Source organism: Floridaenema fluviatile BLCC-F154, assembly GCF_041929135.1.
Classification (GTDB): Bacteria; Cyanobacteriota; Cyanobacteriia; order Cyanobacteriales; family Aerosakkonemataceae; genus Floridanema; species Floridanema fluviatile.
Genome location: NZ_JBHFNS010000092.1, coordinates 81,481 through 105,998, shown reverse-complemented (window position 1 = coordinate 105,998; position 24,518 = coordinate 81,481). Strand labels below are relative to the sequence as shown.

General features: G+C 39.9%; 19 protein-coding genes. 6 read left to right on the top strand and 13 right to left on the bottom strand.

Translation table 11 applies throughout. The features are described from left to right. Window positions 1-57 precede the first annotated feature (57 nt). Window positions 58-906: an alpha/beta hydrolase gene (locus tag ACE1B6_RS26130; protein ID WP_413260218.1), complete on the bottom strand. Its 849-nt coding sequence runs from the start codon at window positions 904-906 to the stop codon at window positions 58-60. A 141-nt stretch (window positions 907-1,047) separates the two neighbouring features. Between ACE1B6_RS26130 and gcvH the strand changes: the two genes are divergently transcribed. Together gcvH and gcvP are read left to right on the top strand one after the other, a co-directional pair. Then, entirely contained in the window at window positions 1,048-1,437 is a 390-nt protein-coding gene (gene gcvH / locus ACE1B6_RS26125) for a glycine cleavage system protein GcvH (protein WP_413260217.1), read from the top strand. Between the two features lie 393 nt (window positions 1,438-1,830). Then, window positions 1,831-4,680, top strand: coding sequence for an aminomethyl-transferring glycine dehydrogenase (gene gcvP, locus ACE1B6_RS26120; protein ID WP_413260379.1), 2,850 nt, complete (start codon window positions 1,831-1,833; stop codon window positions 4,678-4,680). 149 nt (window positions 4,681-4,829) lie between these two features. Here gcvP and ACE1B6_RS26115 read toward each other — a convergent pair whose 3' ends face one another. The 6 genes from ACE1B6_RS26115 to ACE1B6_RS26090 form a co-directional block, all read right to left on the bottom strand. Next, window positions 4,830-5,807, bottom strand: coding sequence for a DUF2207 domain-containing protein (locus ACE1B6_RS26115; protein WP_413260216.1), 978 nt, complete (start codon window positions 5,805-5,807; stop codon window positions 4,830-4,832). Window positions 5,808-5,953: 146 nt separating this feature from the next. Next, window positions 5,954-6,367, bottom strand: a complete 414-nt coding sequence (pirA, locus tag ACE1B6_RS26110; RefSeq protein WP_413260215.1) for an arginine synthesis PII-interacting regulator PirA — start codon at window positions 6,365-6,367, stop codon at window positions 5,954-5,956. A 355-nt stretch (window positions 6,368-6,722) separates the two neighbouring features. Further along, window positions 6,723-7,820: a calcium/proton exchanger gene (gene cax, locus ACE1B6_RS26105; RefSeq protein ID WP_413260214.1), complete on the bottom strand. Its 1,098-nt coding sequence runs from the start codon at window positions 7,818-7,820 to the stop codon at window positions 6,723-6,725. Window positions 7,821-7,921: 101 nt separating this feature from the next. Continuing rightward, on the bottom strand, window positions 7,922-9,301 hold the full coding sequence (locus ACE1B6_RS26100) for a hypothetical protein (protein ID WP_413260213.1): 1,380 nt from the start codon (window positions 9,299-9,301) through the stop codon (window positions 7,922-7,924). Window positions 9,302-9,668: 367 nt separating this feature from the next. Then, the gene (locus ACE1B6_RS26095) at window positions 9,669-10,361 is read right to left on the bottom strand and encodes a redoxin family protein (protein ID WP_413260212.1); all 693 of its coding nucleotides are present in this window, start codon (window positions 10,359-10,361) and stop codon (window positions 9,669-9,671) included. Between the two features lie 29 nt (window positions 10,362-10,390). Then, entirely contained in the window at window positions 10,391-12,532 is a 2,142-nt protein-coding gene (locus ACE1B6_RS26090; RefSeq protein WP_413260211.1) for a protein-disulfide reductase DsbD family protein, read from the bottom strand. Between the two features lie 66 nt (window positions 12,533-12,598). Between ACE1B6_RS26090 and ACE1B6_RS26085 the strand changes: the two genes are divergently transcribed. Beyond that, window positions 12,599-13,372, top strand: a complete 774-nt coding sequence (locus ACE1B6_RS26085; protein WP_413260210.1) for a hypothetical protein — start codon at window positions 12,599-12,601, stop codon at window positions 13,370-13,372. A gap of 76 nt (window positions 13,373-13,448) precedes the next feature. Continuing rightward, complete coding sequence (locus tag ACE1B6_RS26080; protein ID WP_413260209.1) at window positions 13,449-14,429, top strand: TAXI family TRAP transporter solute-binding subunit; 981 nt, start codon at window positions 13,449-13,451, stop codon at window positions 14,427-14,429. Between the two features lie 35 nt (window positions 14,430-14,464). Here the strand turns inward: ACE1B6_RS26080 and ACE1B6_RS26075 are convergent, their stop codons facing one another. Beyond that, complete coding sequence (locus ACE1B6_RS26075; protein WP_413260208.1) at window positions 14,465-15,736, bottom strand: aminotransferase class V-fold PLP-dependent enzyme; 1,272 nt, start codon at window positions 15,734-15,736, stop codon at window positions 14,465-14,467. A 296-nt stretch (window positions 15,737-16,032) separates the two neighbouring features. Here ACE1B6_RS26075 and ACE1B6_RS26070 point away from each other — a divergent pair, with 296 nt between their 5' ends. Together ACE1B6_RS26070 and ACE1B6_RS26065 are read left to right on the top strand one after the other, a co-directional pair. Beyond that, window positions 16,033-16,803 (top strand): DUF2092 domain-containing protein, encoded by a 771-nt coding sequence (locus tag ACE1B6_RS26070; RefSeq protein WP_413260207.1) that lies wholly within the window; start codon window positions 16,033-16,035, stop codon window positions 16,801-16,803. A gap of 61 nt (window positions 16,804-16,864) precedes the next feature. Continuing rightward, on the top strand, window positions 16,865-17,752 hold the full coding sequence (locus tag ACE1B6_RS26065) for a DUF6515 family protein (protein WP_459563105.1): 888 nt from the start codon (window positions 16,865-16,867) through the stop codon (window positions 17,750-17,752). A 14-nt stretch (window positions 17,753-17,766) separates the two neighbouring features. On the opposite strand, the gene ACE1B6_RS26060 is transcribed toward ACE1B6_RS26065, so the two are convergent. The 5 genes from ACE1B6_RS26060 to ACE1B6_RS26040 form a co-directional block, all read right to left on the bottom strand. After that, window positions 17,767-21,345, bottom strand: a complete 3,579-nt coding sequence (locus ACE1B6_RS26060; RefSeq protein ID WP_413260205.1) for a WD40 domain-containing protein — start codon at window positions 21,343-21,345, stop codon at window positions 17,767-17,769. 123 nt (window positions 21,346-21,468) lie between these two features. Then, a complete protein-coding gene (locus tag ACE1B6_RS26055) occupies window positions 21,469-21,948 on the bottom strand; it encodes a nuclear transport factor 2 family protein (protein WP_413260204.1) in 480 nt (159 codons plus the stop codon). Between the two features lie 49 nt (window positions 21,949-21,997). Next, window positions 21,998-22,294: a hypothetical protein gene (locus ACE1B6_RS26050; protein WP_413260203.1), complete on the bottom strand. Its 297-nt coding sequence runs from the start codon at window positions 22,292-22,294 to the stop codon at window positions 21,998-22,000. An 83-nt stretch (window positions 22,295-22,377) separates the two neighbouring features. Further along, entirely contained in the window at window positions 22,378-23,589 is a 1,212-nt protein-coding gene (locus ACE1B6_RS26045; RefSeq protein ID WP_413260202.1) for a nuclear transport factor 2 family protein, read from the bottom strand. Between the two features lie 260 nt (window positions 23,590-23,849). Further along, window positions 23,850-24,494 (bottom strand): DUF3318 domain-containing protein, encoded by a 645-nt coding sequence (locus ACE1B6_RS26040; protein WP_413260201.1) that lies wholly within the window; start codon window positions 24,492-24,494, stop codon window positions 23,850-23,852. Between the last annotated feature and the right edge of the window lie 24 nt (window positions 24,495-24,518).

Genomic DNA, 24,518 nt, shown 5'->3' with positions numbered 1-24,518 from the left:
GTAGGCGTAGCCTTTTTCAAGTTTTTGGTTAGTATCGAAAATGTTTGTCCCCAGTTCCTAATCCCCAGTCGCCAGTCCCTTTTGTTGATGCTGAGAAACTAGTTGGGTAAACTCTTGCAAAGCTCGATCGTATTCTTTACTTCCGGTCTCTCGAAAATTATTATGTCCCGCAGTTTCAATGGCTAAAAACATCTTTGGTTCATTGGCAGCCGCAAACAATTTTTCTCCATGCCAAAATGGAATTACTGTATCTGCTTTGCCGTACATTACTAAAACTGGCGATCGCACTTTCTTAATTTTTTCAATATTATTGAACTTATCAAAAGGAAACAGCGTCACCTGTGTTACCACTCGAAAAGTACTCACAAAAGTATTTTCTAAAATTAACCCTCCCACAGGTTTCCGACTTGCTAAATCTACAGATGGCCCACCACCAACAGAACGACCATAGAGTATAATCTTTTCTGGAGCTACACCTAATTTTTCTGTGAGGTAATTATAAGCAGCATCAATATCGTTGTAAACATTTTTTTCTGTAGGGCTTCCTTGACTCGTACCATATCCTCGATAATCATAAGCAAATACCGCAAATCCCAAATTTCGTAACTCTTCCAATACAAATGAAATTTCCCCTAAATCTTCCGCATTCCCATGACTGTAGAGAATGGTAAACTTAGCTTGAGGATTAGGTAAGTAAACTGCTGAGATTTTTACCCCATCTTTAGTAGTTAACTTGAGAATATTATTAGTATCTTCGTAACTCGATGGTTGGGGTAGAAAGATCATTCGATCGGTAAAAAAATAGGCATATAAGCAAAGACAAGCATAGATAAAAAGGAGCGATCGCATAATTCGTAAAAAAGAAAATTCACCTATTAGCAGTTTTTTCAGAATTTGCTTATTCATAATGAGTAGCTAACAACAAGGCTGATAAAATTAGCCTTCAGGGGAAATTACCCGATTTTGTACCTATATCCACGATCTGTCAGTTCTGCCCAAAATGCAACTGCAAAATCATTAAATTCTTTAACCTAGTGAGGAAATTAAATGTCCCTCGAATATCCCGAAGATCTGAAATACCTCGACACCCACGAATATGTCCGTCTTGACGGCGAAATTGCGACGATCGGCATTAGCGCCTTCGCCATAGACCAATTGGGTGATATTGTATTTTTGGAAGTATCAGAAATTGGCGACGCAATCAGCAGAGGAGAAAACTTCGGAACTGTTGAGTCCGTCAAAGCAGTCGAAGACCTGAAAGCCCCTATTAGCGGTACAGTCATCGAACGCAACGAAGCAATAATTATAGCACCAGAAGAAATAGCCGAAGACCCCTACGGCGAAGGATGGTTACTCAAAGTCCGCATCGACGACCCCGACGAAATAAATGATGCCCTATCCGCTGACGAGTATCGCGCCCAAGTAGAAGGGGAATAGGGACTGGGGACTGGGGACTGGGGACTGGGGACTGGGGACTGGGAACTGGGGACTGGGGACTGGGGACTGGGGACTAGAGAAATTTTCAGGTGTAGGGGCGGGTTTAGAAGATAAGTCTGTGTTCACAACAGAAGAATTAACAACAAAACCCGCCCTTACAGAGTTTTGAGTTAAAGAGTCCCCTTATCTCCCCTGCCCCTCTGCTCCCCTGCCCCTCTGCCCCTCTGCTCCCCTGCCCAGATCAGAAATACTTGTTAAAACTTAAATTAAGTCAATTGTGGAGAGTCATTAGTGACAACTTCTAGCCCTTTTACCAAGTCCAGCCTTCAAGCGGGACAAACAGATAGTTTTGCTAGTCGGCATATTGGCCCTAGCGCGGAAGAAATTAAACAAATGCTGGAATTGCTGGGGCTTTCCAGTTTAGATGAACTAATAGAAAAAACTATTCCGCAAGCAATTCGCATTTCTCATCCGTTACAATTACCACCCGCCCAAAGTGAATATACAGCCCTCGCCAATTTAAAAGAAATAGCCTCCAAAAATCAGGTATTTCGCTCTTTTATTGGCATGGGTTATTCTGATTGCATTACCCCGCCTGTTATTCTACGAAACATTTTAGAAAATCCCGGTTGGTACACTGCTTACACTCCCTACCAAGCAGAAATTGCTCAAGGAAGATTGGAAGCATTATTAAATTTCCAAACTATGATTATCGAATTAACAGGTTTGGAAATTGCTAACGCTTCTTTATTAGATGAAGCTACCGCAGCCGCTGAAGCCATGACCTTAAGTTATGGCGCATCTAAAAATAAAGCTAAAGCTTTCTTCGTTTCTCAAGATTGCCACCCTCAAACTATTGAAGTTGTCCAAACTCGCGCCAAACCTTTAGGAATTGAAGTCATTGTTGGCAACCATGAAACTTTCGCTTTCGACCAATCAATTTTCGGCGCGTTATTACAATATCCCGCAACCGATGGCAGAATTTATGATTACCGAAATTTCATTGCCCAAGCTCATAAAGTCGGCGCATTAGTCACAGTAGCCGCAGATATTTTAAGCTTAACTTTACTCACTCCTCCAGGGGAATTCGGTGCTGACATTGCCGTAGGAAATACCCAACGTTTTGGCGTACCTTTAGGTTATGGTGGCCCTCATGCGGCATATTTCGCCACCAAAGAAGAGTTTAAACGACAAGTTCCAGGCAGAATAGTTGGTGTTTCCAAAGATGCTAATGGAAATCCCGCTTTACGTTTAGCTTTGCAAACTCGCGAACAGCATATTCGTCGGGAAAAAGCGACCAGTAATATTTGTACTGCTCAAGTTTTACTTGCCGTAATTGCTAGTATGTATGCGGTTTATCATGGGGCGGCAGGAATAAAGCGAATTGCGGAAAATATTCATCAGTTAACGGTGATTTTGGCTGAAGGTTTAAAGCAGTTAGGTTACAAAATTACTGGGGAATTTTTCTTTGATACGATTTGCGTAGATTTGGGAAGTCGCAGTTTAACCGAAATTCTTCAAGCTGCGGAAGTTCAGCAAATTAACTTGCGGGTTTTTGATGAGCAAACAGTGGGTATTTCCCTAGATGAAACTACTACCCTCAAAGATTTACAAAACCTCTGGAAAATCTTTGCACTAGGAGAAGAGTTACCTTTCAATGCCGAAGAATTGATGAAAGTAAGGGCGGGTTTAGTAGATAACCTTGGTGACTTACAAACAACCTCTGAACCAAACCCGCCCCTACAAATTCCAAACTCTTTAACCCGGACTAGTAATTATCTAACTCACCCCGTCTTTAATCAGTATCATTCGGAAACTGAATTATTGCGTTATGTTCATCGTTTGCAAGCGAAAGATTTATCATTGACAACTTCAATGATTCCCTTGGGTTCTTGTACGATGAAGTTAAACGCAACAGCGGAAATGATTCCCGTAACTTGGGCAGAGTTTGGCAAAATTCACCCCTTTGCACCTCTTGATCAAACTAGGGGTTATCAAGTAATGTTCCAACAATTAGCAGAATGGTTGGCGGAAATTACAGGTTTTGCGGCTGTTTCTTTGCAACCAAATGCGGGTTCTCAAGGTGAATATGCCGGACTTTTAGTAATTCGAGAATATCACGAAAGTCGCGGAGAAAGTCATCGCAATGTTTGTTTAATTCCGCAGTCTGCACATGGGACAAATCCAGCAAGTGCGGTAATGTGTGGCTTAAAAGTTGTGCCGATCGCTTGCGACGAACAAGGTAATATTGATATTACTGACCTGAAAAATAAAGCGGAAAAACATCGCCAAGAATTAGCCGCTTTAATGGTAACTTATCCTTCTACTCATGGGGTTTTTGAGTCAGAAATTAAAGAAATTTGTGCAATAGTTCACTCTCAGGGCGGACAAGTTTATATGGATGGGGCTAATATGAATGCCCAAGTTGGTTTGTGTCGTCCGGGAGATTTTGGCGCTGATGTTTGCCATTTGAATTTACACAAAACTTTCTGTATTCCTCATGGCGGTGGTGGGCCGGGAATGGGTCCGATCGCAGTATCATCTCATTTAGCACCTTTCCTCCCCGGTCATTCTGTGGTGAAAATGGGAGAGAAAGCGGGAATTGGGGCGGTTTCTGCTGCACCTTGGGGTAGTTCTAGTATCCTGCCAATTTCTTGGATGTATATCGCAATGATGGGCGCGAAAGGTTTAACAGAAGCGACAAAAGTGGCGATTCTTAATGCTAATTATATGGCGCGTCGTTTGCAAGATTATTACCCGGTTTTATACAAGGGAAATAACGGTTTTGTGGCGCATGAATGTATTTTGGATTTGCGATCGCTCAAAAAATCTGCTGCCATAGAAGTAGATGATATCGCTAAGCGATTAATGGATTATGGTTTTCACGCCCCTACCGTTTCTTGGCCCGTTGCAGGTACAGTAATGGTAGAACCAACCGAAAGCGAATCAAAAGCAGAATTAGACCGTTTCTGTGATGCGATGATTGCCATTCATCAGGAAATTGCCGAGATTGAAACAGGCAAAGCTGATGCGGAAAATAATGTGTTGAAAAATGCACCTCATACCGCCGAAACGTTAATTTCTGATGATTGGAATCGCCCCTATTCTCGCACTCAAGCAGCTTACCCAGCACCTTGGTTAAAAGAGCAGAAATATTGGCCTCCAGTTAGCAGAATTGACAATGCTTTTGGCGATCGAAATTTTGTTTGTTCTTGTCTACCAATGTCAGATTATAGTGAGTGATTGGGGATTAGGGACTGGGGACTGGGGACTGGGGACTGGGGACTGGGGACTGGGGACAAAAAGGTAAAAGAGGCCAGAAATCAACTGTATTTTTTACTTAAATATTGCACCAGTCCTCAACCGCCTGCGAATTGATTCGCAGGCGGGCTTTAGCCACCACCGCCACCGCCGCCACCACCGCCGCCGCCACCACCACCACCACCACCACCACCACCACCGCCACCACCGCCGCCGTAGTCGCCGCCGCCGTGGTTACTATCGCTGTGATAGTAGTAGGTACTCCGAGTGCGATTGGATGTGCCACCACTACCACCTCTGCTTCTGGAACGATGGTTATTTCTGTCTCCCCAAAAAAGTAAAGAAAACGGAATTAGCAGAATCAAAATAATAAAGATATTCCACAGCCAATCAAACGAGAAATTTGTGTTAAGCTGACTTTGCCAGTTAGGAATGGGAACTTGAAGAATGCCATGAGGGAAAGCTATTTTTACTTCTAGTTCTTGTTGAGGTGGGATTGGTTGGAGAGCAATAAATTCTACTTTCTGGGAATCGATTTTTCTCGCCTTTGCTGGTACGCCAAAATTCTGAAAACTGGAAATTTTTCCGGCTAGGGAGTCAGGTAAAGTAACAATTACATTGGCTTTTTGGATCGCGGTTTGGCGATCGGGAAATATCGCTTTCCAATAAACCAGATCGCCTTCTTGATAGATATGCAATCCCCCGATAACTCGGTATTTCAACACAAAGGTATGAGCTTGTGGTGCATTCAGTTCATGTTGCCATCTGATCCAAAACTGATTGTTGCTAACTCCCGTTTGTACAGGAATTTTTTGCCCATTTTCCCGAACTTCTACATCGGTAATTTGATCCACTTTATCAAGCGGGATATATCGATATCGTTGATTGGTATGAGGCGCAGTGAAGACATACTTTTGCGTTTCTTGAACCAGCATATCTCCATTTTCCTGAACCTGCATTTCTACGTTAATAAAATCCCAATAGAAAGGCGGAGAACTAGAAGCTTGAATTAAGTTTTGGTTGAAGAGAAGAGTAGCGACTATTGCCAGGGAGGAAAGAATGAGAAAACGAACTAGCGGGTTATCAATAATGTTTCGTACTATTTTCATAGTAGTGACTCTCACTTTTAACGCATCCAATTTAGGATTGGGATAAAGTGAGAGAAATATGCAAAACTATGAAAACTTAGTTAAAGACTCATGGCTGCAAATGTCCAAAAAAATAGGGTGGTTTCCCTCCACCCCTACATTGGAAATTAACAGTAATCGCCGATCAATTCTCGTTCTGCTTCTAGCATTTTGACGAGTTGGCGATCGCCATTTTGTTTAGCAACTTCCAATCTATGTTCCAAGCGACGGCAAATATTGCGGTAGTGAGTTTCTTCTACTTGTTGCTCGAACTCTGGACACTTCGGAGAATCCGATCCAACTTTTGCATCAATTCTGTCTGCTGCTGGTGCTGCATAGCAAGCTTCTGCTGTAGCGCGAGGATTAGCACAGTAGTTAACGCCTCTATATTTTAACTGAGGTGTTGAGTTTGGTACCGGAATATGTCTGGGATAGCGATAATTCCAAGCTTGACCCCGGTACATCCCGCCAATTTCACCTTCAGTCATGTCGAGGGTAGGTAAGTCTTTTTCATATTTAACACCGCGATAGCTGAATTCCATAAATTGGGCCTCCATTTAAAAAGTTATGTCAATCGGGGTTTAAAAAATCGCGTCCCTCCGGGATCGCTTGCTTATCTACAATAACGCTTTATTCCGTACTTTTGCTGTGATCCTCACCACAAAAAAGAACAATTTTTGTAAATTTCTGTATATTAAGATACTATTTCTCGTTTTTTCAACCAAAAGTTAGATTTCTCTGACATGGTTCATCCATCCCTAGAGTGATTAAAAGCTTCCGAGGGTGGAGTTTTGAGTTTGTAGGGGCGGGTTTAGCAGATAAATCTGTATTCACAGCAGAAGAGTTAACAACAAAACCCGCCCCTACAGAGTTTTTTTGCCCCCTGCCCCTTATGAACTAAGCTGGATGGAAATAAAAAGCTGCACCCAAAACTGTGTAAGTTGCTAAAAGTAATGCACCTTCCAACCAGTTAGAACGTCCATCTAAACTGATTAAATTAGCAACTGTTACTGCTACGGCAACAGCGACAACTTCAAAAGGATTAAAGTTGAGATCCATTGGTTGATGAATTACTAACCCGACTAAAACTAAAATTGGTGCTACTAACAAAGCGACTAATAAACTAGATCCCATTGCTACGGAAACTGAGAGATCCATATTGTTTTTGATAGCTACACCAACTGCGGTCACATATTCAGCTGCACCACCCACTAAAGGTAACAGAATGACACCTGTAAATAAAGGAGTTAAACCTAAACCTGCGGTTGCTTCTTCCACTGCGCCAACAAAAATTTCGGATTCAAAAGCTACGCCAATTGTTGCTATTGCTAAAATCCCTAACCATAGCCACAAATTTGGTTTGTGAGTGGTTTCTTCAGTTTCCGAATCTTTATTGGTTTCGGATTCTAATTCTACTAAACCAACATCATAAAGGTAGCTGTGAGTTTTCAGAGAAAAGAGTAAAGTTAAAGCGTAAACTAATATTAGTACGGCGGCGGCTGTGATGGAGAGATTGAGAATTGCAGATTCTTTTACGCCGTTAGATGTGTAAATTACCATTGTGGGTAACAGAATCGCAATTACTGCTAAAGTCATTGTCGAACCGTTCACCCGTGCGATCACTGGTTGAAATTCCTGTTCTTTGTAACGCAGTCCTCCTAATAACATGGAAAGTCCCATAACTAGGAGTAAGTTACTTATGATAGTTCCGGTGATGCTGGCTTTAACAATGTCAACTAAACCTGATTTTAAGGCAACTACGGCAATAATTAATTCAGTGGCATTGCCAAATACTGCATTTAACAAAGCACCAATAGAAGGGCCAGAAATAACCGCTACTTCTTCGGTTGCTGTGCTTAACCAAATTGCTAATGGTACAATGCCTAAAGCGGAAGTGATGAAGACTACTAAAGAATTCCATTCTAGGTATTCCGCGGCTAGGGAAATTGGGATGAAGATTAACAAAGCGTAGGAAAGAACTTTTTTCAGAGACATGATAAATTCTGCGATCGATGAAACCAGTTTACCTCTGTCAGCATATCATTCAAATTTGCTCAAATCAGTTAAACCTAAATAGTTAAAACCCTGAAAAGTGATTAGTAAATTTCTTGTCCGAATCTAATTTGCTCAATTTTACTATTTAGTCTCACTTGAGAAAAAAGTCGGTAATTTTCCCCCGGCATGATTGATTCACTATTTCCATGTTCATCTAATTTAACTAAGTTATATTCTACATCTTCAGTATAAATAGTAAAGGCGATGTTGAAGATTTCTACAAAGTTAATTACCCACTCACATTCCTGTTCTGGTAATTTTTTATAATGGTGAATTAAGTCAGCAATGCAGGTATCTAAATGCGTTCGAGAATGGGGACAAATCAAGACAATTTTTAACAGGAGAATTACTAATGTAATTGTCTTCTTGTGAGATAATAATAAAATAAATAATTCTGAGGGATATTCTTGATATGTAATTGTTAAATTTTCGATTAAAAATTGGCTGGTTTTGAGTAGGGATAGCCGATTAATCTTTTGTCCAATAAATTCTGGATATATGGCTTTTAATTTTTCGGTTAGCTTATTATTAATACTTGTATTTACTGGAGTTTCGGCAAAGCCCAAAGTCAAATATTTATGTAAGCTTAATTTAAAGTCTTCGTAGTTTAAATTGTGAGTTTGTCTGAGGAAAATTCGGGCTAATTCGTTGTATTTAAATTCTCCTTGTCTAGCCACCAAAACTTTAATCACATCTACTAGTTTTTCTCCTAAACCAGTGGGATTTACCGCAGGTTTTTCTGTAGCTGTTCGGGAGATAGAACGGGCAGTGTACATAGCTAAATCGAATTTAAATTTGTCTTTCAATTGTTGGGCTAAGGTTTTAGCGGCTTGTCTTTGTTCTATGGGGTTATTGCATTCAATATATTGGGGAACTAGGAGATAGGAGGTATAGCGATCGCTCCAATGTACTGCCTTACCTGAGTCATTCCGAAAAGCAAAAACCTTTAAATCCTCATAGTCTTTACTATTGACAAACTTATTCATCCAGTTACTAATTCGGTAAAGTTTTAAAGGTACAGCATGATGACTGATTCTTGTCGGAAATATTTCTACTAAATGACGAATAGCTTGATGTTGTCTTGTAGAATCCCAGTTGTTGATTAGAATATAACAGCAACGTTTTAGCGTGTTAATAAACTCGGTTTCATTATTTAGCAAAACTATTCTGTAAAGAGCTTGTAAAGCTTGTGAATTTAAATCATATACAGGCTCAATAAACATTTTTCTAAACTCTTGTAAAACTAATTCCGGGGAACTTCTTCTGACTAATTTAAAAAGAAAATTATAAATGATTTGTTGATCTTCTTGAAGGCTGCGGCGTGTTTGAGTATTTAATTCCAGAGATGAGATGAGGGTTACTGACTCATCTTTTGCAGAGTTGCCAGTAAATTCAGTGTTTTGATGCTTTATTGTCGTCATGTTAGTACTGCACCTTCTGATACCTGGTAAATCACGAATATTTAGTTAACAAAGTTACAGCATTTTTGCCTCAGTTATCTCTTATATATGTCTAGTAAGCACTAACTTATGCAACTGCCGGGAGTAGTGGATACTAAAATTAGATGACTGTGGATTTGCCGTATCATTCCTCACAATCTTAGCTTTATCTAATCAGTCGTCAAGAGTAGATTTAGAGAGACAGGCAACAAGTCAAAAAACATACTTGTGCTTACGCAGGTAACTTAGGTAATATTGCTTATATTTAGGCTAGAAAAAATGAGATTGTCTGATGAAGATGTTTTAATTCTTACTTAGACAATCTCTTTATAGTTAAATCCGATCGCATTTAACTACCATATTTGACGCTGCAACCGTAAGGTTGAGTGACAGAATTAGTAACTGGCTTACCGCTAATTAAAGAATTGACGGCATCACGAACATAATTATTTGCTTTGGCAATATCGGCGGGATCGGGGGTAGGAATACTGTCGATCGCACCCATATATCCAATGTTGCCATCTTTACCAACTACAAAAATGTGGGGTGTGGTACGGGCTCCATATTGTTTGCCAATTTTACCTTCTGGATCGAGGATAACTGCGGTGGGTGCAGCATTGCGACTTTTAGTTAATTGATTGGCTTGACTATTACTAACATAACCTTGCATTCCGGGCGCAGATGAAATAATAGAAATCCAAACTGCACCTTTGCCAGTGAGTTCTTTTTGCAATTTTTGCATATTACCAGAACCGTAATGTTTGCGAACAAAAGGACAGTCGTGATTTGTCCATTCTAAAACTACGACTTTACCTTTAAAATCGGTTAATTGATGTCTTTTGCCGTTAGTATCTACAGCGACGAAATTGGGTGCAGCATTATTAACACGGGCAGCTGCTACTTTAATTTCCGATGATGATTGAATACCATTTTTATTGGTGGTATTTGTCAAGTTTCCAGCATTAGAAATAGCATTATTAGAAGCAGTAAAAAGCAGGAAAATTCCGGTGGTGATACCCAATAAACTTTTAGTTGCTTTCATTTTGGTTGATTCTCCTTGGGGAAGTAATGTTAGATTTGATTCAAAGTATTACGGATGATATCAGGAGTTAAGACTTGTGGTAACACAATTGGTTCCTGAGATTTTGTACCAGAAGGATACAACACATAAAGGGGAACTCCGCTGCGCCCAAAACTACTTAATGCTTTTGTAATTGTAGCGTTACGATTTGTCCAATCTGCTTTCATCAATGTGACACCTTTTTGTTGAAAAGCTTGTTGTACTTCTGGTTGACTAAGGGCGACTCTTTCGTTGACTAAGCAGGTGATACACCAAGAGGCAGAAAAGTTGACAAATACAGGTTTACCAGATTGGCGAATTTCCGTCAATTTCTCTGCGGTGTAAGGTTGCCAAATAGAATTTTGGGTAGTTTGTTGGGCGGTTTTGAGGGTGGAATTTCCGGCGAGGGGTGCTAAAGTTAGGGCGAGTACGATCGCAACTAACGCCCCAAAAATTCCGATTCTTCGCCAAACTTTCCCCGATGTTTGCGCTTTTTGATACAACCAAGCAGCGAAACCAATTAATACGAAACCAGTTAAAACCGCTGCTAAACCATCGCTTCCCGTTTGCAAAGTTAACACCCACACTAACCAAGCAGCAGCGCCATACATGGGGAAGGCGAGAAACTGGGAAAATGTTTCCATCCAAGCGCCTGGTTTTGGTAATTTGCGGCGCAAAGCTGGCACAAAACAAATAGTTAAATAAGGTAGTGCTAAACCAAATCCTAAAACTAATAAAATCCCTACAGCAACGGGTGGAGGTTGAATAAGTGCAACTCCGATCGCAGTTGCCATAAATGGCGCACTACAAGGAGTTGCCATTACTGTAGCAAATATCCCGGTAAAAAATTCGCCTGTGTAACCATTTTTCGCCGCTAAATTCTGTCCAATTCCCATTAAAGAAGCGCCAAAAACGAAGACTCCTGAAAGACTTAAACCAACGGCGAATAAGATATATGCTAACAGCATGACAATGATGGGTGATTGGAGTTGAAAACCCCAACCTATTTGTTGCCCGAAAGATCTTAGGGTGAGGAGTGCGATCGCTAAAACCGCAAAACTAACTAACACTCCCGCAGTAAAAGCAACCCCACTAATTCGCGCTTCTTTAGCACTTTTTTGAGCAGTTTGGGCAATACTTAAAGCCTTCAAAGATAACACCGGAAATACACAAGGCATTAAGTTAAGAACTATCCCGCCTATTAAAGCGAAAAAGATTGCTTGCCAAACCGAAATGCTGCTAGTTGTAGTTGCTGCTTTTGGTGGGGTTGGTGCTGTTGCGCCGATTTTCGCTTGAATGTTAAAAGCTTGAGTTGCTGATTGATTATCCAGCTTTTCTTGGATTACCAAAACCCCATCAACACTAGAGAGTTTGGGTTGATATCCTCTTTCTATATTTAGAGTTAACCCATCTTTAGTAAAGTTGAGTTTTTGCGGCGCAGGGTTGTTAATTACTCCATCTTTGAAAGGAAAGAAACTTACTTCTTGAATTTGCCCAGCTTGTAATTCTGGGGCGTTAATTTTGAGAGTTAAATTAGTATCATTTGCGGTAGCGGTAGTTTGCCAAGGTGCAGGTTTAGGAATTGCTTGGCGAGTTTTAGCAAATGCTGTTATCCATCTTTCATCTTTGGCGGGAGTTGTTGAGGTAATGGGTAAAGTTAAACTGATGTTAGAACTTTCGGGAATGCAGTCTTTTTCGCAAACTAACCAATCAGCTTTACCGCGAAGTAAGACGGGTTTATTTGTGGGTAAATTCGCTGGAGGCGTGATTTGAGTTAATAGGTAAACTTCGTTTTTGTAGCCAAAATTTACTAAAGGCCCAAAGGGGAATCTTTGAGGATAGGGCCATAATATTTTCCCAGGTTTAAATCCTGCTGGCAACTGCCAATTAATTTTAGTAATTGAACCAGAGTCGCCGGGGTTTTGCCAGTAGGTATGCCAACCTGGGCGAATTTTCATTTGTAGTGCTACCCAGAAAGGTTTTCCCGGTTGAATGGCTTTATTTTCGCTAATTAATTGTGTTTGAACGTTGTTAGTTTTGACTTGGTTAGTTGCTGCTAAAGCGTTGGGTATTCCTAGTAAATTCCAGACTAAGAACAGAGTTGCTGTGCAAATAATCAGCCATTTTTGTATTCTGTAGGTGATTGATTTCATGATCTAGTGAGGAATTGTTGGATTTATTAACCGCAGAGACGCAGAGGGCGCAGAGGAGTTGAGAGAATGAAACAAATTAATCAGGTTAGTGGTTGGTTTTTTGGGTTGAGTTTTTTCTTTGTTAGTACCCTGTTTTTTGTGATTATTCCTGAGATTATACAACCTCTATTCAGAGAATTTTGGGGATTGTCTGCTGAAGTTTTGCAACCTACGGGTGAGATTCCAATTAGTGTTCGTTATTTGTTTAAAAATAAGTTTTCTCCGGGTAGTGTGTCGGTGGGGGTAGCGGAGGGAAATTTGACTCCTGACTGTCGGGCGACGGCGATTTATCAAGGGCATATCGATCCGGGTAATTTTGCTGTTAATCGGGGGTTTTGTAGTTGGAATAAGTCTACTAAAATTTCGGTTGAGGAGGCGGATTTTTTGTGTTTAAATGCTTTGTTGAGACAGTCGGTTTTTACTGAGAATAATCTTTTTTATTTGGGGTTTAATCCGGGGGGGAATCGAAAGGCGATCGTCATGGGTACAGATTTATGGAATCAGTCTAATTCGGCGGGGCCAAAATTTGCGGAAAAGTTTAAAATTGCGGTTTGGGAAAAAGGTTTAATTGGGGAAAAAGCATATATTTGGGCAAGGGTAGAAAGTTTTCGCAATTCTCAAAACCAGTTAGACGCTAGCGGTTTGTTTGGCATTTGTAGACGGGAGGAATATTACAAAAAACAATTAACGGGATTAGTTCCTTCTAGTGAAGAATGGCGCTGGAATTGTATTGCTTTGGATCAAGGGAGGCGCGTTAGGGAAATATTGAAGGTTTTGCAGTCTCCAGGTTGTAAAAGCTAAATTAGTACGCGAGTCATTGAAAATATTAACTATATGATATATTGTATTTCATTATTTCAATAGCAGGGTTTTTCTAATGAAAAAATTGTTCGGGCTTTTCTTTGTAACGCTATTAACTGCGTTAATGGTAATATTGGGAAATTCAGTGCTAGAAAAATCTGTGACTGCACAGGAAGCGATATCTATTCTCACAGCAGGTAAAGATAGTTTCTACTATCAAGCTGCTAGTGAATTGCAAAATAGTCTCAAAGATAGCGGTTTTTCTCTGAATATTAAGGAATCTTCTGGTTCCTCAGAAAATCTGGAACAACTAGGAAAAGGTACTTCTGATTTAGCATTTGCCCAACAAGATGCTATGTTATTACTCCGCAATCTAACCGATCAAAACTTAGCTCAATTAGCAAATAACATTAATGTTTTTGCTCCGATAAACAATGAAGTAATTCACATAATTGTTAATCCTAATTCTAACATCAAAGATGTGAAAGATTTAGCTGGTAAACGAGTAGCAGTGGGGCCGGAAAAATCGGGAACTTATATTAGTGCAATTTTGATTTATCAAATTAGCGATTTGGATGTAACTACTGAACAAATTATGCCAATGGAAGTGACTGAAGGCATTGAGAAGGTAATTAACGGAGAATATGATGCGGCTTTTTACACTGCTGCTGTCGGCGCACCTTTGCTGAAACAAATTAATGCTCAACAAGGTGCAAAAATTAAATTACTTTCGATCGATCGACAATTTTTTCAAGAGAATCAAAAAGAGTTAGTGGGAGATACTGTTTTATATACACCAACCAAAATTACGGCAAAAACCTATCCTTGGCAAGAGCAAGAAGTTGATACTATTTCTACTTCTTCTTTTCTTTATGTCAACAAATCTCTTGAACCCCAAAAAGCTTACAATTTAGCTAAAGCTGTTTATCCTAAAGGTGCGGATTTAAAAGCTAAAGATAGTTTTTGGAATGAGTTTAGTATTGCCAAAGCCAAAAGTCAGGTAAAAGCCGGATTAAATTATCATCCGGGAGTGAAAAAGTTTTTAGAAGAGTCTTAATTGGTAGGATGAATTTAGTTAAAGGTGATTTCCGATTAAACTGCGGTTTTTAATTCAGAAATTGCCTTTAATACCCGTTCCATTTGTTCGGGAGTGTTATAAATTCCCGGAGTTAGACGGGCGTGAGATGGAGAATAAGGCGTTTTAGTGGCAATTATATTACGTTGTCGCAGTTGTTCTACTACTTGGGCGGGAGTCATTCCATCAATATCAAAACAGACTATTCCGGCGGAAAGATTTTGACTTATTGGAGTGTAAAGAATGACGTGAGACATTTTCGCCAAACCTGCTTTTAATTGTTGGCTAAGTTGGTAAATATGGGCGGTAATTTGAGCTTTTCCTAATTGTTGATGAAACTCAAAAGCTTGCGCCATTGCCCATAAATGTTCAAAAGGTTTGTATCCTCCAGGTGACATTAAACCGCCCCAACCTGCACCTCTAGAAAAGCTAGGAATTGTTGGGGTAACTGCTGCTTGACTGCGAGGATTTCCCCAAATTATTCCTGTACCACGAGGCGCAAACATCCACTTATGAGTTCCGGCGCTAAAGAAATCACAATTTAAGTCATTCATGGTGACATTTTCTACTCCGAAACCATGCACTCCATCAACGAAGAAAATTATGCGATCGCTCTCTTCCCTGTTAGAATTAATTTCAGATAATCGATCGGCAATTTGCCTTACTGGTACTTTCAATCCAGTACTAGAATGCACCCAAGTTGCTGTTACTAACCTTGTTTGCGGACGAATTGCATTAATCAAACTATCAACTATTTCCGCTTCCGAAACTGTATTAATATCTCGAAACAGCGGAATTGTTTGAATTGTTGCGCCAGTTCTCGCCGCTTTGTAACGCAATGATTCACGAGTTGAATAATAATCAGATTCGCTAGTTAGCATTTCTTGATCTGGGCGAATTTCCAACCCATTAATTACTAATCCCGTTCCCATTGTGGTGCTGTCGGTAATAGCAATATCATTCGGTTGTGTTCCCATATAATTTGCTGCTGCTTGGCGTACTGCTGCGGCTAAACCAGGGTTATTTTCTTTCACATAAACAGCGGGATTTTCATTAAGGGCGCTACGATGTTGTTCGATCGCATTCTGAACTGGTAAAGGATGGGAAGCAATTAAAAGTCCCGCAACATGAATGTAATTTGGGTCAAGATTGAAGTAACTGCGAACATTTTGCCAACTGACAACACTCTCTGCTGCTGATGTTTTTTCGCTGTGAATGCTGTTAGCAAGAGTGGTAACAGTTGCGCCTAAACCTGCGGAAAAAAGGAAATTTCTGCGACTCCAAGACATAGATAGTACCTGTAATTAATTAGGGGTATGCGATCGCGTGTAACAATTGTTTAAGTCCTATATTACTATGGAAAGAATTTTATGGTAATTTAGATCTGATAGCTAATTAACTCCCGTTGCTAGTTATTAATTTTGGATAATTTTGTAGTCTGGTTTGTGGCATCAGAAACTACAATTTTAGCGAAGGAATAAAAATTTTAGGATTCCTAAGCAGTCAAAGGAATACGACTCATGAGTGGACAGAATAATATTGTTGTTTAGATATTTTACCTTTTATGAAACAGCAGAGATTTCCTATGTTAAAAGCGTTTTTGCTCTCTTCTTGTCTATTAGCCTGCACAGTCCCACTGATTGAGCAAACTCGGGCTGTTGCCCAAACACCGCCATCACCATCCAGACAACCTACTACTGGTTTGAGATCTACTACTGAGCTTATCGATCAGGTCTGTAATTTTCTCGAAGCCCAAAAATCTTTTACGGTTGATATGGATATCACCTATGACGATGTGCTGGAAACGGGCGAAAAGGTGCAATACAGTGCTTATCAGAAATTATGGGTGCAAAAACCGAACCGTTTGCGATCGGACTATGTAGGCGATGAACGCAACACCAGTTTTTATTACAACGGTAAAACCTTCACCCTAGAATCGCCCGATGCCAATTTTTACGCAACTAAAACGGCACCCGAAACAATTGATGCGGCTTTAGAGCAATTTGAGCAGAAATATGGGATCGCCATTCCTATGTCTAATTTGGTAGCCAGTGACACCTGTGCAAATATCAAATCCCAATTGCAGAAATCGGTTTTTATCGGCACAAATATGGTGAACCGGACACCGATGTATCAAATTCTCATGGTTGGGAAAGACCGCGATTTTCAAATCTGGGTGACACAAGATAAACAACCCTTACTTCGGAAAGCCATCATTACTTACAAAACCTTGCCAGGATCTCCGCAGTATACAGTCTTGCTATCTAACTGGAACTTCAATCCCCAAATTTCAGATAACACCTTTACGTTTACACCTCCTAAAGATGCGATCGAAATAGAGTTTTTGTCCCCTTAACTCAATAACAATACTTCTACCAAATAAATGTCGTCACCCAGGAGATATCTAGTTTATGAAAATGAAACACGCTTTACATTACCTCTCTGTTATCTGCATCCTGATTCTAGCCAGCTTGTTACCTTTGGAAAATGCTCTAGCTGGAAGAGGTGGGGGTGCTCGCGGAGGGGGTCGCGGAGGAGGCGCATCTCCCCGTGTCAATAGCAGCACAAATATGCAGAACCGAGGAAATTTTAGTGGCTCACAACAAAACTTCAACAGACCTCAACCTTCTATAGACCGCTCTCAAACTCAACAAAATTGGCAGACCGATCGCACCAATATTCAGGACAACCGACAACAGCAAATTAATGAGAATCAGGGGAATCGGCAAACAAACCAGCAGAACCGACAACAGCAAATCGATGAGAATCAGGGAAATCGGCAAACAAACCAGCAGAATCGACAACAGCAAATCGATGAGAATCAGGGAAATCGGCAAACAAACCAGCAGAACCGACAAGAGCAAATTAATGAAAATCAGGGAAATCGGCAAGAAGAGGCCAGAAATCGCCAAGAAAACCGCCAGGACTATATTGACGACAACTATGATAATCGGTGGTACGGCGGTGGTTGGTACGGCGGTGGCTACTATGTTCCGCCCGGATGGGGTTGGGCAGGGTTCGCAACCGGACTAGTGATTGGTTCTGCGGTTTCCAGCCTTCCTCCCTACTACAACACTGTGTATGTCGGGTCAAATCCCTACATTTATTCAGATGGTGTTTTCCTTCAGTCTAGTGGTAGCTCTTATACTGTCGTCGCTCCACCTGTAAATGCAGTCGTGACCTACTTACCAGATGGTTGCAAAGCTGTTCAGCAAAATAATGTCACATACTATAACTGTAGTGGCATCTATTATCAGCCAGTCTTTCAAAATGGCTCTACGGTTTATAAAGTTGTCCAATTCTAGTTTTTTGGGCGAAATTAAGTAAAACTTTTTTTAGGTGCAGAATAAACTTCTGCACCTAACGCTTTTAACGTCGCTTTTTCTGCTTCATTTAAACCAGTAATTCCGGTAATATTCATCCCTTCATAAGGTCTTTTTGCCTGTAAAGTTCGTAAACATTCGCCTGTTTGCACATCCCAAATTTTAATAGTTCCGTCGGCGCTACCACTGGCGATCGCATTTCCCCCCAAAGAAAAAGCCAAAGTACGTATTTGATTAGTATGTCCAGGTAAAACTTTCATACATTCACCCGTATTTAGATCCCAAATTCTTACTGTTTGATCGGTCCCAGCACTAGCAATTAGTTTACCATCAGGGCTAAATCTTACCCCGAATATTTGATTAGTATGCCCATGAAAAACTTTTAAAGTTTCACCCGTATTTATATCCCATATTCTGACAGTTTGATCGCTGCTACTACTAGCCAACATTTTACAATCTGAACTAAAAACAGCCGACCATACCCAATTAGTATGACCGGAAAAAGTTTTCAAGCATTCACCTGTATTTGCATCCAAAATTTTCACTATTTTATCTAGACTAGCAGTAGCCAATTTTTGACCGTCAGGACTCCAAGAAACTGACCAAATCCAATTTGTGTGTACCTGCCAATTTTTAACACATTTATTAGTAGCAATATCCCAAATTTTAAGGGTTTTATCCATACTGCTACTAGCTAAATATTGACCATCGGGACTAAAAGCTACAGATGTTACCCAACCAGTATGTCCCGGCAAATTATGTAAACATTCACCTGTATTTATATCCCAAATTCTAATATGACAATCAGCACTACCGCTAACCATTATTTGACCGTTAGGACTGAAAGCAAGAGATACCATCCAACTAGTATATTTCTTTTGCAAAGTTTTCAAACATTCACCTGTATTATAATCCCAAATTCTAATAGTTGAATCTGTGCCACAACTAGCTAAGATTTCATCATTGGGACTAAAACAAACTGACCAAATTTGAATAGCATAACCTTGAAAAGTTCTTAATGCTTGACCTGTTTGTACATCCCAAAGTTTCATTGTTTGATCTTCGCTACCACTGGCGATCGTCTTTCCATCTGGACTAAAAGCAACCGACCAAACTAAGTTAGTATGTCCTTGGAAAGTTTTTAAACATTGACCTGTTTCAACTTGCCAGATTTTGATTGTGCGATCGCCACTTCCACTAGCAAGAGTTTTGCCATCTGGACTAAAAGCAACTGACCAAATTTGGCTATGATGTCCAGTCAAAGTTTTTAAACATTCACCTGTATTAACATCCCAAATTTTAATAGTTTGATCGTGACTACCACTAGCGATTAATTGACTGTTTGGGTGAAAGTCGATCGTCCAAACTTGTCCCTGATGTCCGGTTAAAACTTTCATCAGTCCACCATTATTAATATCCCAAATTCTAATAGTTTGGTCGGCGCTACCACTAGCGACTAATTGACCATTAGGACTAATAGAAACAGTACGATTTTGATTAGTATTTCCCGAAAAAGTGTGCAAACAATTTCCTGTATTAATATCCCAAATTTTTACAGTAGCATCTCCACTACTGGTAGCGAGAATTTGACCATTAGGACTAAAATTAACTGACAAAACCACACTTGTATGTCCCTGTAAAATTCGTAAACATTCGCCAGTAGAAACATCCCAAATTCTAATAGTTTGGTCTTCGCAACCACTAGCAATTACTTGTCCTAAAGGACTAAAATTAATTGACCAAACCCAGCTACTATGTCCTTTTAAAGTTAACAATGGTTGACAAATACTACTAGCAGAATTTAGCGCATGATCCAAAGACCAAAGATAAAGTTCCCCTGTAGCATCGCCACTCGCTACTAGTTCGCCATTCGGACTAAAATCAACCGATACAATACTACCAAAAGCTTGATTAAAGCTGGATTTATGAAAGTTACTATTGCTAAAATTAACGTTGTGTAAATTGATATCTAAAAGGTAAGCTTGGCGAAATTCTAAATTAGAAAAATCATAATCTGTTAAATCAGTTTCTAAGTGACGAAACAGGTTAATTAAATTTCCACAACTATAACCAAACGAACCTTTTTCTTGGGATTTAAGTAATTCAAGGATTTGATTTAAGAGTTGTTTTACTGCTGTTTTATTGGTTAAATATGCAGAAATTTTATCTGCGATCGCTGTTAAAACAATGCGAATTTGGCTTTCTCGGATGTAATCTTTGACGTTAGTTTTTAACAGTGCGTAATTAATAAATAGAGAGAGTTTTTTGGTGAGGAGTTCTTCGGCTATAGTTTCGGTTAGGCGATCGCTAACATACTCCATAACTACAGGTTGTTGCGTATAGCTACCTGATTGTTTTTCAATTAAGTTTCGCCAACTTAAAGCTTCCAATGTTTCCAACAACTTAGCACGAGAAATTGGCGGACAAATATCTTCATACAACTCGGAAACAGTTGTCCATTCTCGATTAATTGCCAACCAATACATTACCGTTTGTTCATTAGGGGAAAGACGGCTAAATTGTTGATCTAAAAGCCGTCGCACACCATTAAAAAGCGGTGTATCTTGGGCTAAAAATTCGCTGATATTCCCATCAAATAAGTCTTGAATCGAAGTAGAAACTATTTTTAAAGCTAAAGGATTTCCCCCATAGCATTCAATTAATCTTTGTTTATCAGCATCAGAACCAAATAACCCTTTTGCAGCAAATAATTGTTCCGCTTCTGCTTGTAATCCACCCAATCTAAAGGAACGTACTGCTAATTCTACTCCTTCAAAAGTAGCAATTTCCGCAGGTTTTTCTCGACTAGTAACGATCGCACAACTTGAATGTGCAGTTTCGCCAACAACTCGCAGTAATTCGCCATAGTTTTCATATCCCGATCGATAATATCCAGCCCGATTAGCATTTAAAATTGTTTCTAAATTATCTAAAATTACCAAACAACGATGAGAACGCAAATATTGCACTAATTGAGATAATTCTGCTTTATTATCTTGCTGATTGGAGAGAAACAAAACTAATTCATTCAACAAATTTTCTAAAGGCGGCGCGTTGCGAAGACTACGCCAAATTACATAATCAAATTCATTTTGAATTTGCTGGGCTAACTTTACTGATAAAGCCGTTTTTCCGATTCCTCCCATTCCTAATAAACAAATTAATCGGCAATTATCTTGTAAAATCCATTGCGATAATGTGGTTATTTCCGAAGTTCGACCATAAAAAATAGACACATCTATTGCTTCTCCCCAATCTTGATGACGATTGGTAACAGGAACAGTTGTTACTGTTTGTGTGGTTAAAAGCGATCGCCATTTCCGTTCTAAAGCAGGTCGAAAATTGCTTTTACTCACCTCTTCACCCAACGCTTCTGCAAGCAATTTCCACAATTTTGGCCCAATATCTCGCTTGAGATAGCTTACAGAATAGCTACTAACATCGGAAATTTGTTCATAAGTTAGACTTTGCCAAGAACCTTGTAAAATGGCAATTTCTACTTCTGTTAATCTTCTCCCAACCTTAGTAAAAAGCGCCTCGTCTGCAACTTTTAATCCTTCCTCAAATTCCATCATGGGTCGAGGATTTCCATAATTACGATTTAACTGGTCGTACCGTCATTATGGCTAAAGTTGAGTCTAGGCGCAAATTTATTTGCTTAATTATTAGATTGGCGATCGCATCTATCAAAAGACAGATTATTCGCCAATTAAAATCTTTGGATCGCCAGTAAACCAAACACTATTGATTACTAACTTAGTGATTACCCAGCGAGTGCGATCGCGCACAAGATTTACATGATAATGACTCTTGATCAAGCAATGTCTGCTATGGTCATTTGGCGGAAAATGTTGTGCTTCCGTAACAGTATGAAGTGTTGCAATATCACCATTTATCTCTGTGCGAGGATTGCTGACAGCGTGCGTTGTATCCAGAAAAAAGACTGAATTTTTAAAGACTTCCAGAATAGTATCACGCCCTTCCCAAACTGGAAAATTCAGCCCCCACATCTCATTATTTGATGTCACATCAACAACAGCATCCGGCGCAAATGCAGAAACAAATAATTCATCATCATGGAAATCAATACCCGCAACAAATCGATATACAGCATCAGCTATTTCTAATCGATCGCGAACTTCAAAAGCTACGTCTGTGATATTTTGTGTTGCATTCATTGGTTTTTCTCCTGATTTATGAAGTAGATTAGATTGCGTAACTAGTTGATTAAAGACCTTTGTTGTTTTGTTGATAATAGCGTCGTTCCAACCAGATCAACACCTCTTCTTCTGAAGCACAGTAAAACGATCGATCTGTCATTGGATCGTCAATGTAATAAAAGGTATTACCTGCGCGATCTTTTCGTTCAACAATCTTTAATTCTGGTTCTTTTGTGCAAACTTCAACTAGAAAACCCCAGAATTTTACTAACCAAGAAAAGCATTTGAGCTTAAAGTTTTGAAATCCAGTTTGAGAGATTTCAATCAACTCTAATTCTTGGTAAGATAGCTGCTTATTTTTCATGGTTAAATCACTCGTAAAAAAAGCAAGTTCGTAGTAGGGACTTCAGTCCTATAACGACTAAAGTCGATACAACGAACTGAAATTTATTCGGAAAATAGAGGTGCAATATCCATGTAAATTCTCATGTCACAAATCTTGTCACCTCGGAAACGTACCGTGTCACCACAAGGCAAAGTAATAATTTTGCCATCATGACGGACATAAGTATTGATCATTTCTACAATTACCAACTCTTCCGAAAGTTGCCACATATTCGTTAAATGATGATGCAAACCTTCGCAATTTTCCAAAAATGCCATAGAAGAATCTTTGATTCCTTGATGTCCGTAAACTACGGAAAAATTACCAAATTGGTAAACAGCATCTTCAGTAAAAAACTGCACGAAGTTGTTAATATTCATCGCTTCTCCAGCCAGGAATAATTGCTTGAGAATGTCGATTTTAGAACCAGAGAATTTAGGCCATTTCTTTGTATGAGGCCATTCCCAATTACCATTATTATTATTAACAGAAGCGTTACCTGGTAAAGCATCAGAAGCCCAAATAAAGCTTCGGTCAACTTCTTGGTTGTACTCTTTTTGCGCTCTTTTAAAATTAGCCAAAGTTGTCCGAGTTACTTGGTTAAATTCTAATTGTTCGCCATTTGGCCCTTTGCAGTAAAATAATGCCCAACCGTCGAATTCTCCCGGAGGAAAAACGGTTTTAGCGTAGTGCAGTCCGGCTTTTTTTCTCTCTGCTTCCGAGTTAACTGTGATGACTTTGTTAACTACTACTTCAGTTAAACCTCGCTTTTGACATTCTTCTTCCAACAACTTAGCAAATTCATTCAAATCCACATCATCTTTGACGTGAAAAGAAATGTGCGGTACGTTAGCATAACCGACAGAAGAAGGGACTTTGGCGAAAATATTTGGCGCTTTATAGTTTAGTTTGGCATCCCGAAAATGAATCACTTCAACACAGGTATTCCCAAAAGAAATGAATCGCACATCTAAAGCTTCTTCTGCACCATCAAGAATGTTTGGAACGCCAATACATTTGGGACTAATGCCTCTTTCTAGGGCTTCTAATTGTTCTTTTTGGAACATCAAATTTTGCAAGTCTTCGCCGTAAAATCCATTACCCCCGATCGCAACTTTCCCCCCTAAAATTCCCACATAAAATTCCAAAGCTTTTTCCATATCATCAACGGTAATGCCAAAATGTTGCACTCCTTGCAAATATTGGCTGAGGCTGGATTTAGTATTTTTACCGTTTAATGAATTGGCAACTTGCTTATCAATAAGTAGTGACATAATTAAGACTCCTTGCAACTAATTTCAGTTTCTTTGATGCAGGAGTCTTTGTCGTTACAGGAAAGTTCTGTTAATGTTCAGTAAATGTTCAGGTATTTGGAAAGGGTGCAGAGGTGCAGGGGTGCAGGGGGGCAAAAAACTGTGTAAGGGCGGGTTTTGTTGAAAGATTGTCTGTGAGAAGGAAAAGTTACCTGCTAAACCCGCCCCTACAACCCAAAACTTTCCCAGTCCCTAGTCCCCAGTCCCCAGTCCCCAGTCCCCTAAAATTCTTCACCACGTTCAGCTTTTGCTTTAGCTTTTGCTTTGTTTGCACTACGTTTTAAAGCTTGCAATCTTGCTTCGTAGCGACTGCGTTGGCGTTTGTTGTTGCTTTGATCGAGGAGAGTTTTCAAAGCACTACCTAAACTTTTGTAGGCGTTGGGGAGAGTGTAACCAAAACGGACGGCGAGGGCGATCGCTTTTTCATCAGCATCGATCGCTTCTTTTATTGTGCGTTCTCCGTTGTTCTTCTGATACAATCTCCAACCAGAAACACCGCACAGCGCCAACGCTAACAATAACAGCAACCCATCTTGCACCCAAAGTTCACCGACAGCGCCACCTAAACCGATCGCTAACGCCGCCATTTCCCAACCATCTTTCGGAATAGTATCATTTTGAATCCGAGCAACTTCGTGCCAAAACACCAAATTGCGCTGATCTAACGCCAGCTGATCCCAGCGCACCAAATCAATTTGAATCTCTACCTGATCTTTACCGATTTCTTCACAGCGGATCAGGGGTGGATTGATTTCAGTCGTTCCCTCAACCGTCACCCAACTCTGCATTTCAGGCGGCAACAGACTCTTCAAACGCCGCAATTCACTCATTTCGGATCTAGCAGAGGAGGTTACATAGGATGTCATAATTCCAGCCCCAGGAAATTACCA

Bases quoted from the DNA above. Each gene is read 5' to 3' on its own strand.
- ACE1B6_RS26075 (WP_413260208.1), bottom strand. From the start codon at position 15,736: ATGTCTTGGAGTCGCAGAAATTTCCTTTTTTCCGCAGGTTTAGGCGCA.
- ACE1B6_RS26040 (WP_413260201.1), bottom strand. From the start codon at position 24,494: ATGACATCCTATGTAACCTCCTCTGCTAGATCCGAAATGAGTGAATTG.
- ACE1B6_RS26100 (WP_413260213.1), bottom strand. From the start codon at position 9,301: ATGACGACAATAAAGCATCAAAACACTGAATTTACTGGCAACTCTGCA.
- ACE1B6_RS26130 (WP_413260218.1), bottom strand. From the start codon at position 906: ATGAATAAGCAAATTCTGAAAAAACTGCTAATAGGTGAATTTTCTTTT.
- ACE1B6_RS26060 (WP_413260205.1), bottom strand. From the start codon at position 21,345: ATGATGGAATTTGAGGAAGGATTAAAAGTTGCAGACGAGGCGCTTTTT.
- cax (WP_413260214.1), bottom strand. From the start codon at position 7,820: ATGTCTCTGAAAAAAGTTCTTTCCTACGCTTTGTTAATCTTCATCCCA.
- ACE1B6_RS26045 (WP_413260202.1), bottom strand. From the start codon at position 23,589: ATGTCACTACTTATTGATAAGCAAGTTGCCAATTCATTAAACGGTAAA.
- pirA (WP_413260215.1), bottom strand. From the start codon at position 6,367: ATGGAATTCAGCTATCGCGGTGTTAAATATGAAAAAGACTTACCTACC.
- ACE1B6_RS26095 (WP_413260212.1), bottom strand. From the start codon at position 10,361: ATGAAAGCAACTAAAAGTTTATTGGGTATCACCACCGGAATTTTCCTG.
- ACE1B6_RS26090 (WP_413260211.1), bottom strand. From the start codon at position 12,532: ATGAAATCAATCACCTACAGAATACAAAAATGGCTGATTATTTGCACA.
- gcvP (WP_413260379.1), top strand. From the start codon at position 1,831: ATGCTGGAATTGCTGGGGCTTTCCAGTTTAGATGAACTAATAGAAAAA.
- ACE1B6_RS26115 (WP_413260216.1), bottom strand. From the start codon at position 5,807: ATGAAAATAGTACGAAACATTATTGATAACCCGCTAGTTCGTTTTCTC.
- ACE1B6_RS26055 (WP_413260204.1), bottom strand. From the start codon at position 21,948: ATGAATGCAACACAAAATATCACAGACGTAGCTTTTGAAGTTCGCGAT.
- ACE1B6_RS26085 (WP_413260210.1), top strand. From the start codon at position 12,599: ATGAAACAAATTAATCAGGTTAGTGGTTGGTTTTTTGGGTTGAGTTTT.
- ACE1B6_RS26065 (WP_459563105.1), top strand. From the start codon at position 16,865: ATGAAACACGCTTTACATTACCTCTCTGTTATCTGCATCCTGATTCTA.
- ACE1B6_RS26050 (WP_413260203.1), bottom strand. From the start codon at position 22,294: ATGAAAAATAAGCAGCTATCTTACCAAGAATTAGAGTTGATTGAAATC.
- ACE1B6_RS26070 (WP_413260207.1), top strand. From the start codon at position 16,033: ATGTTAAAAGCGTTTTTGCTCTCTTCTTGTCTATTAGCCTGCACAGTC.
- ACE1B6_RS26080 (WP_413260209.1), top strand. From the start codon at position 13,449: ATGAAAAAATTGTTCGGGCTTTTCTTTGTAACGCTATTAACTGCGTTA.
- gcvH (WP_413260217.1), top strand. From the start codon at position 1,048: ATGTCCCTCGAATATCCCGAAGATCTGAAATACCTCGACACCCACGAA.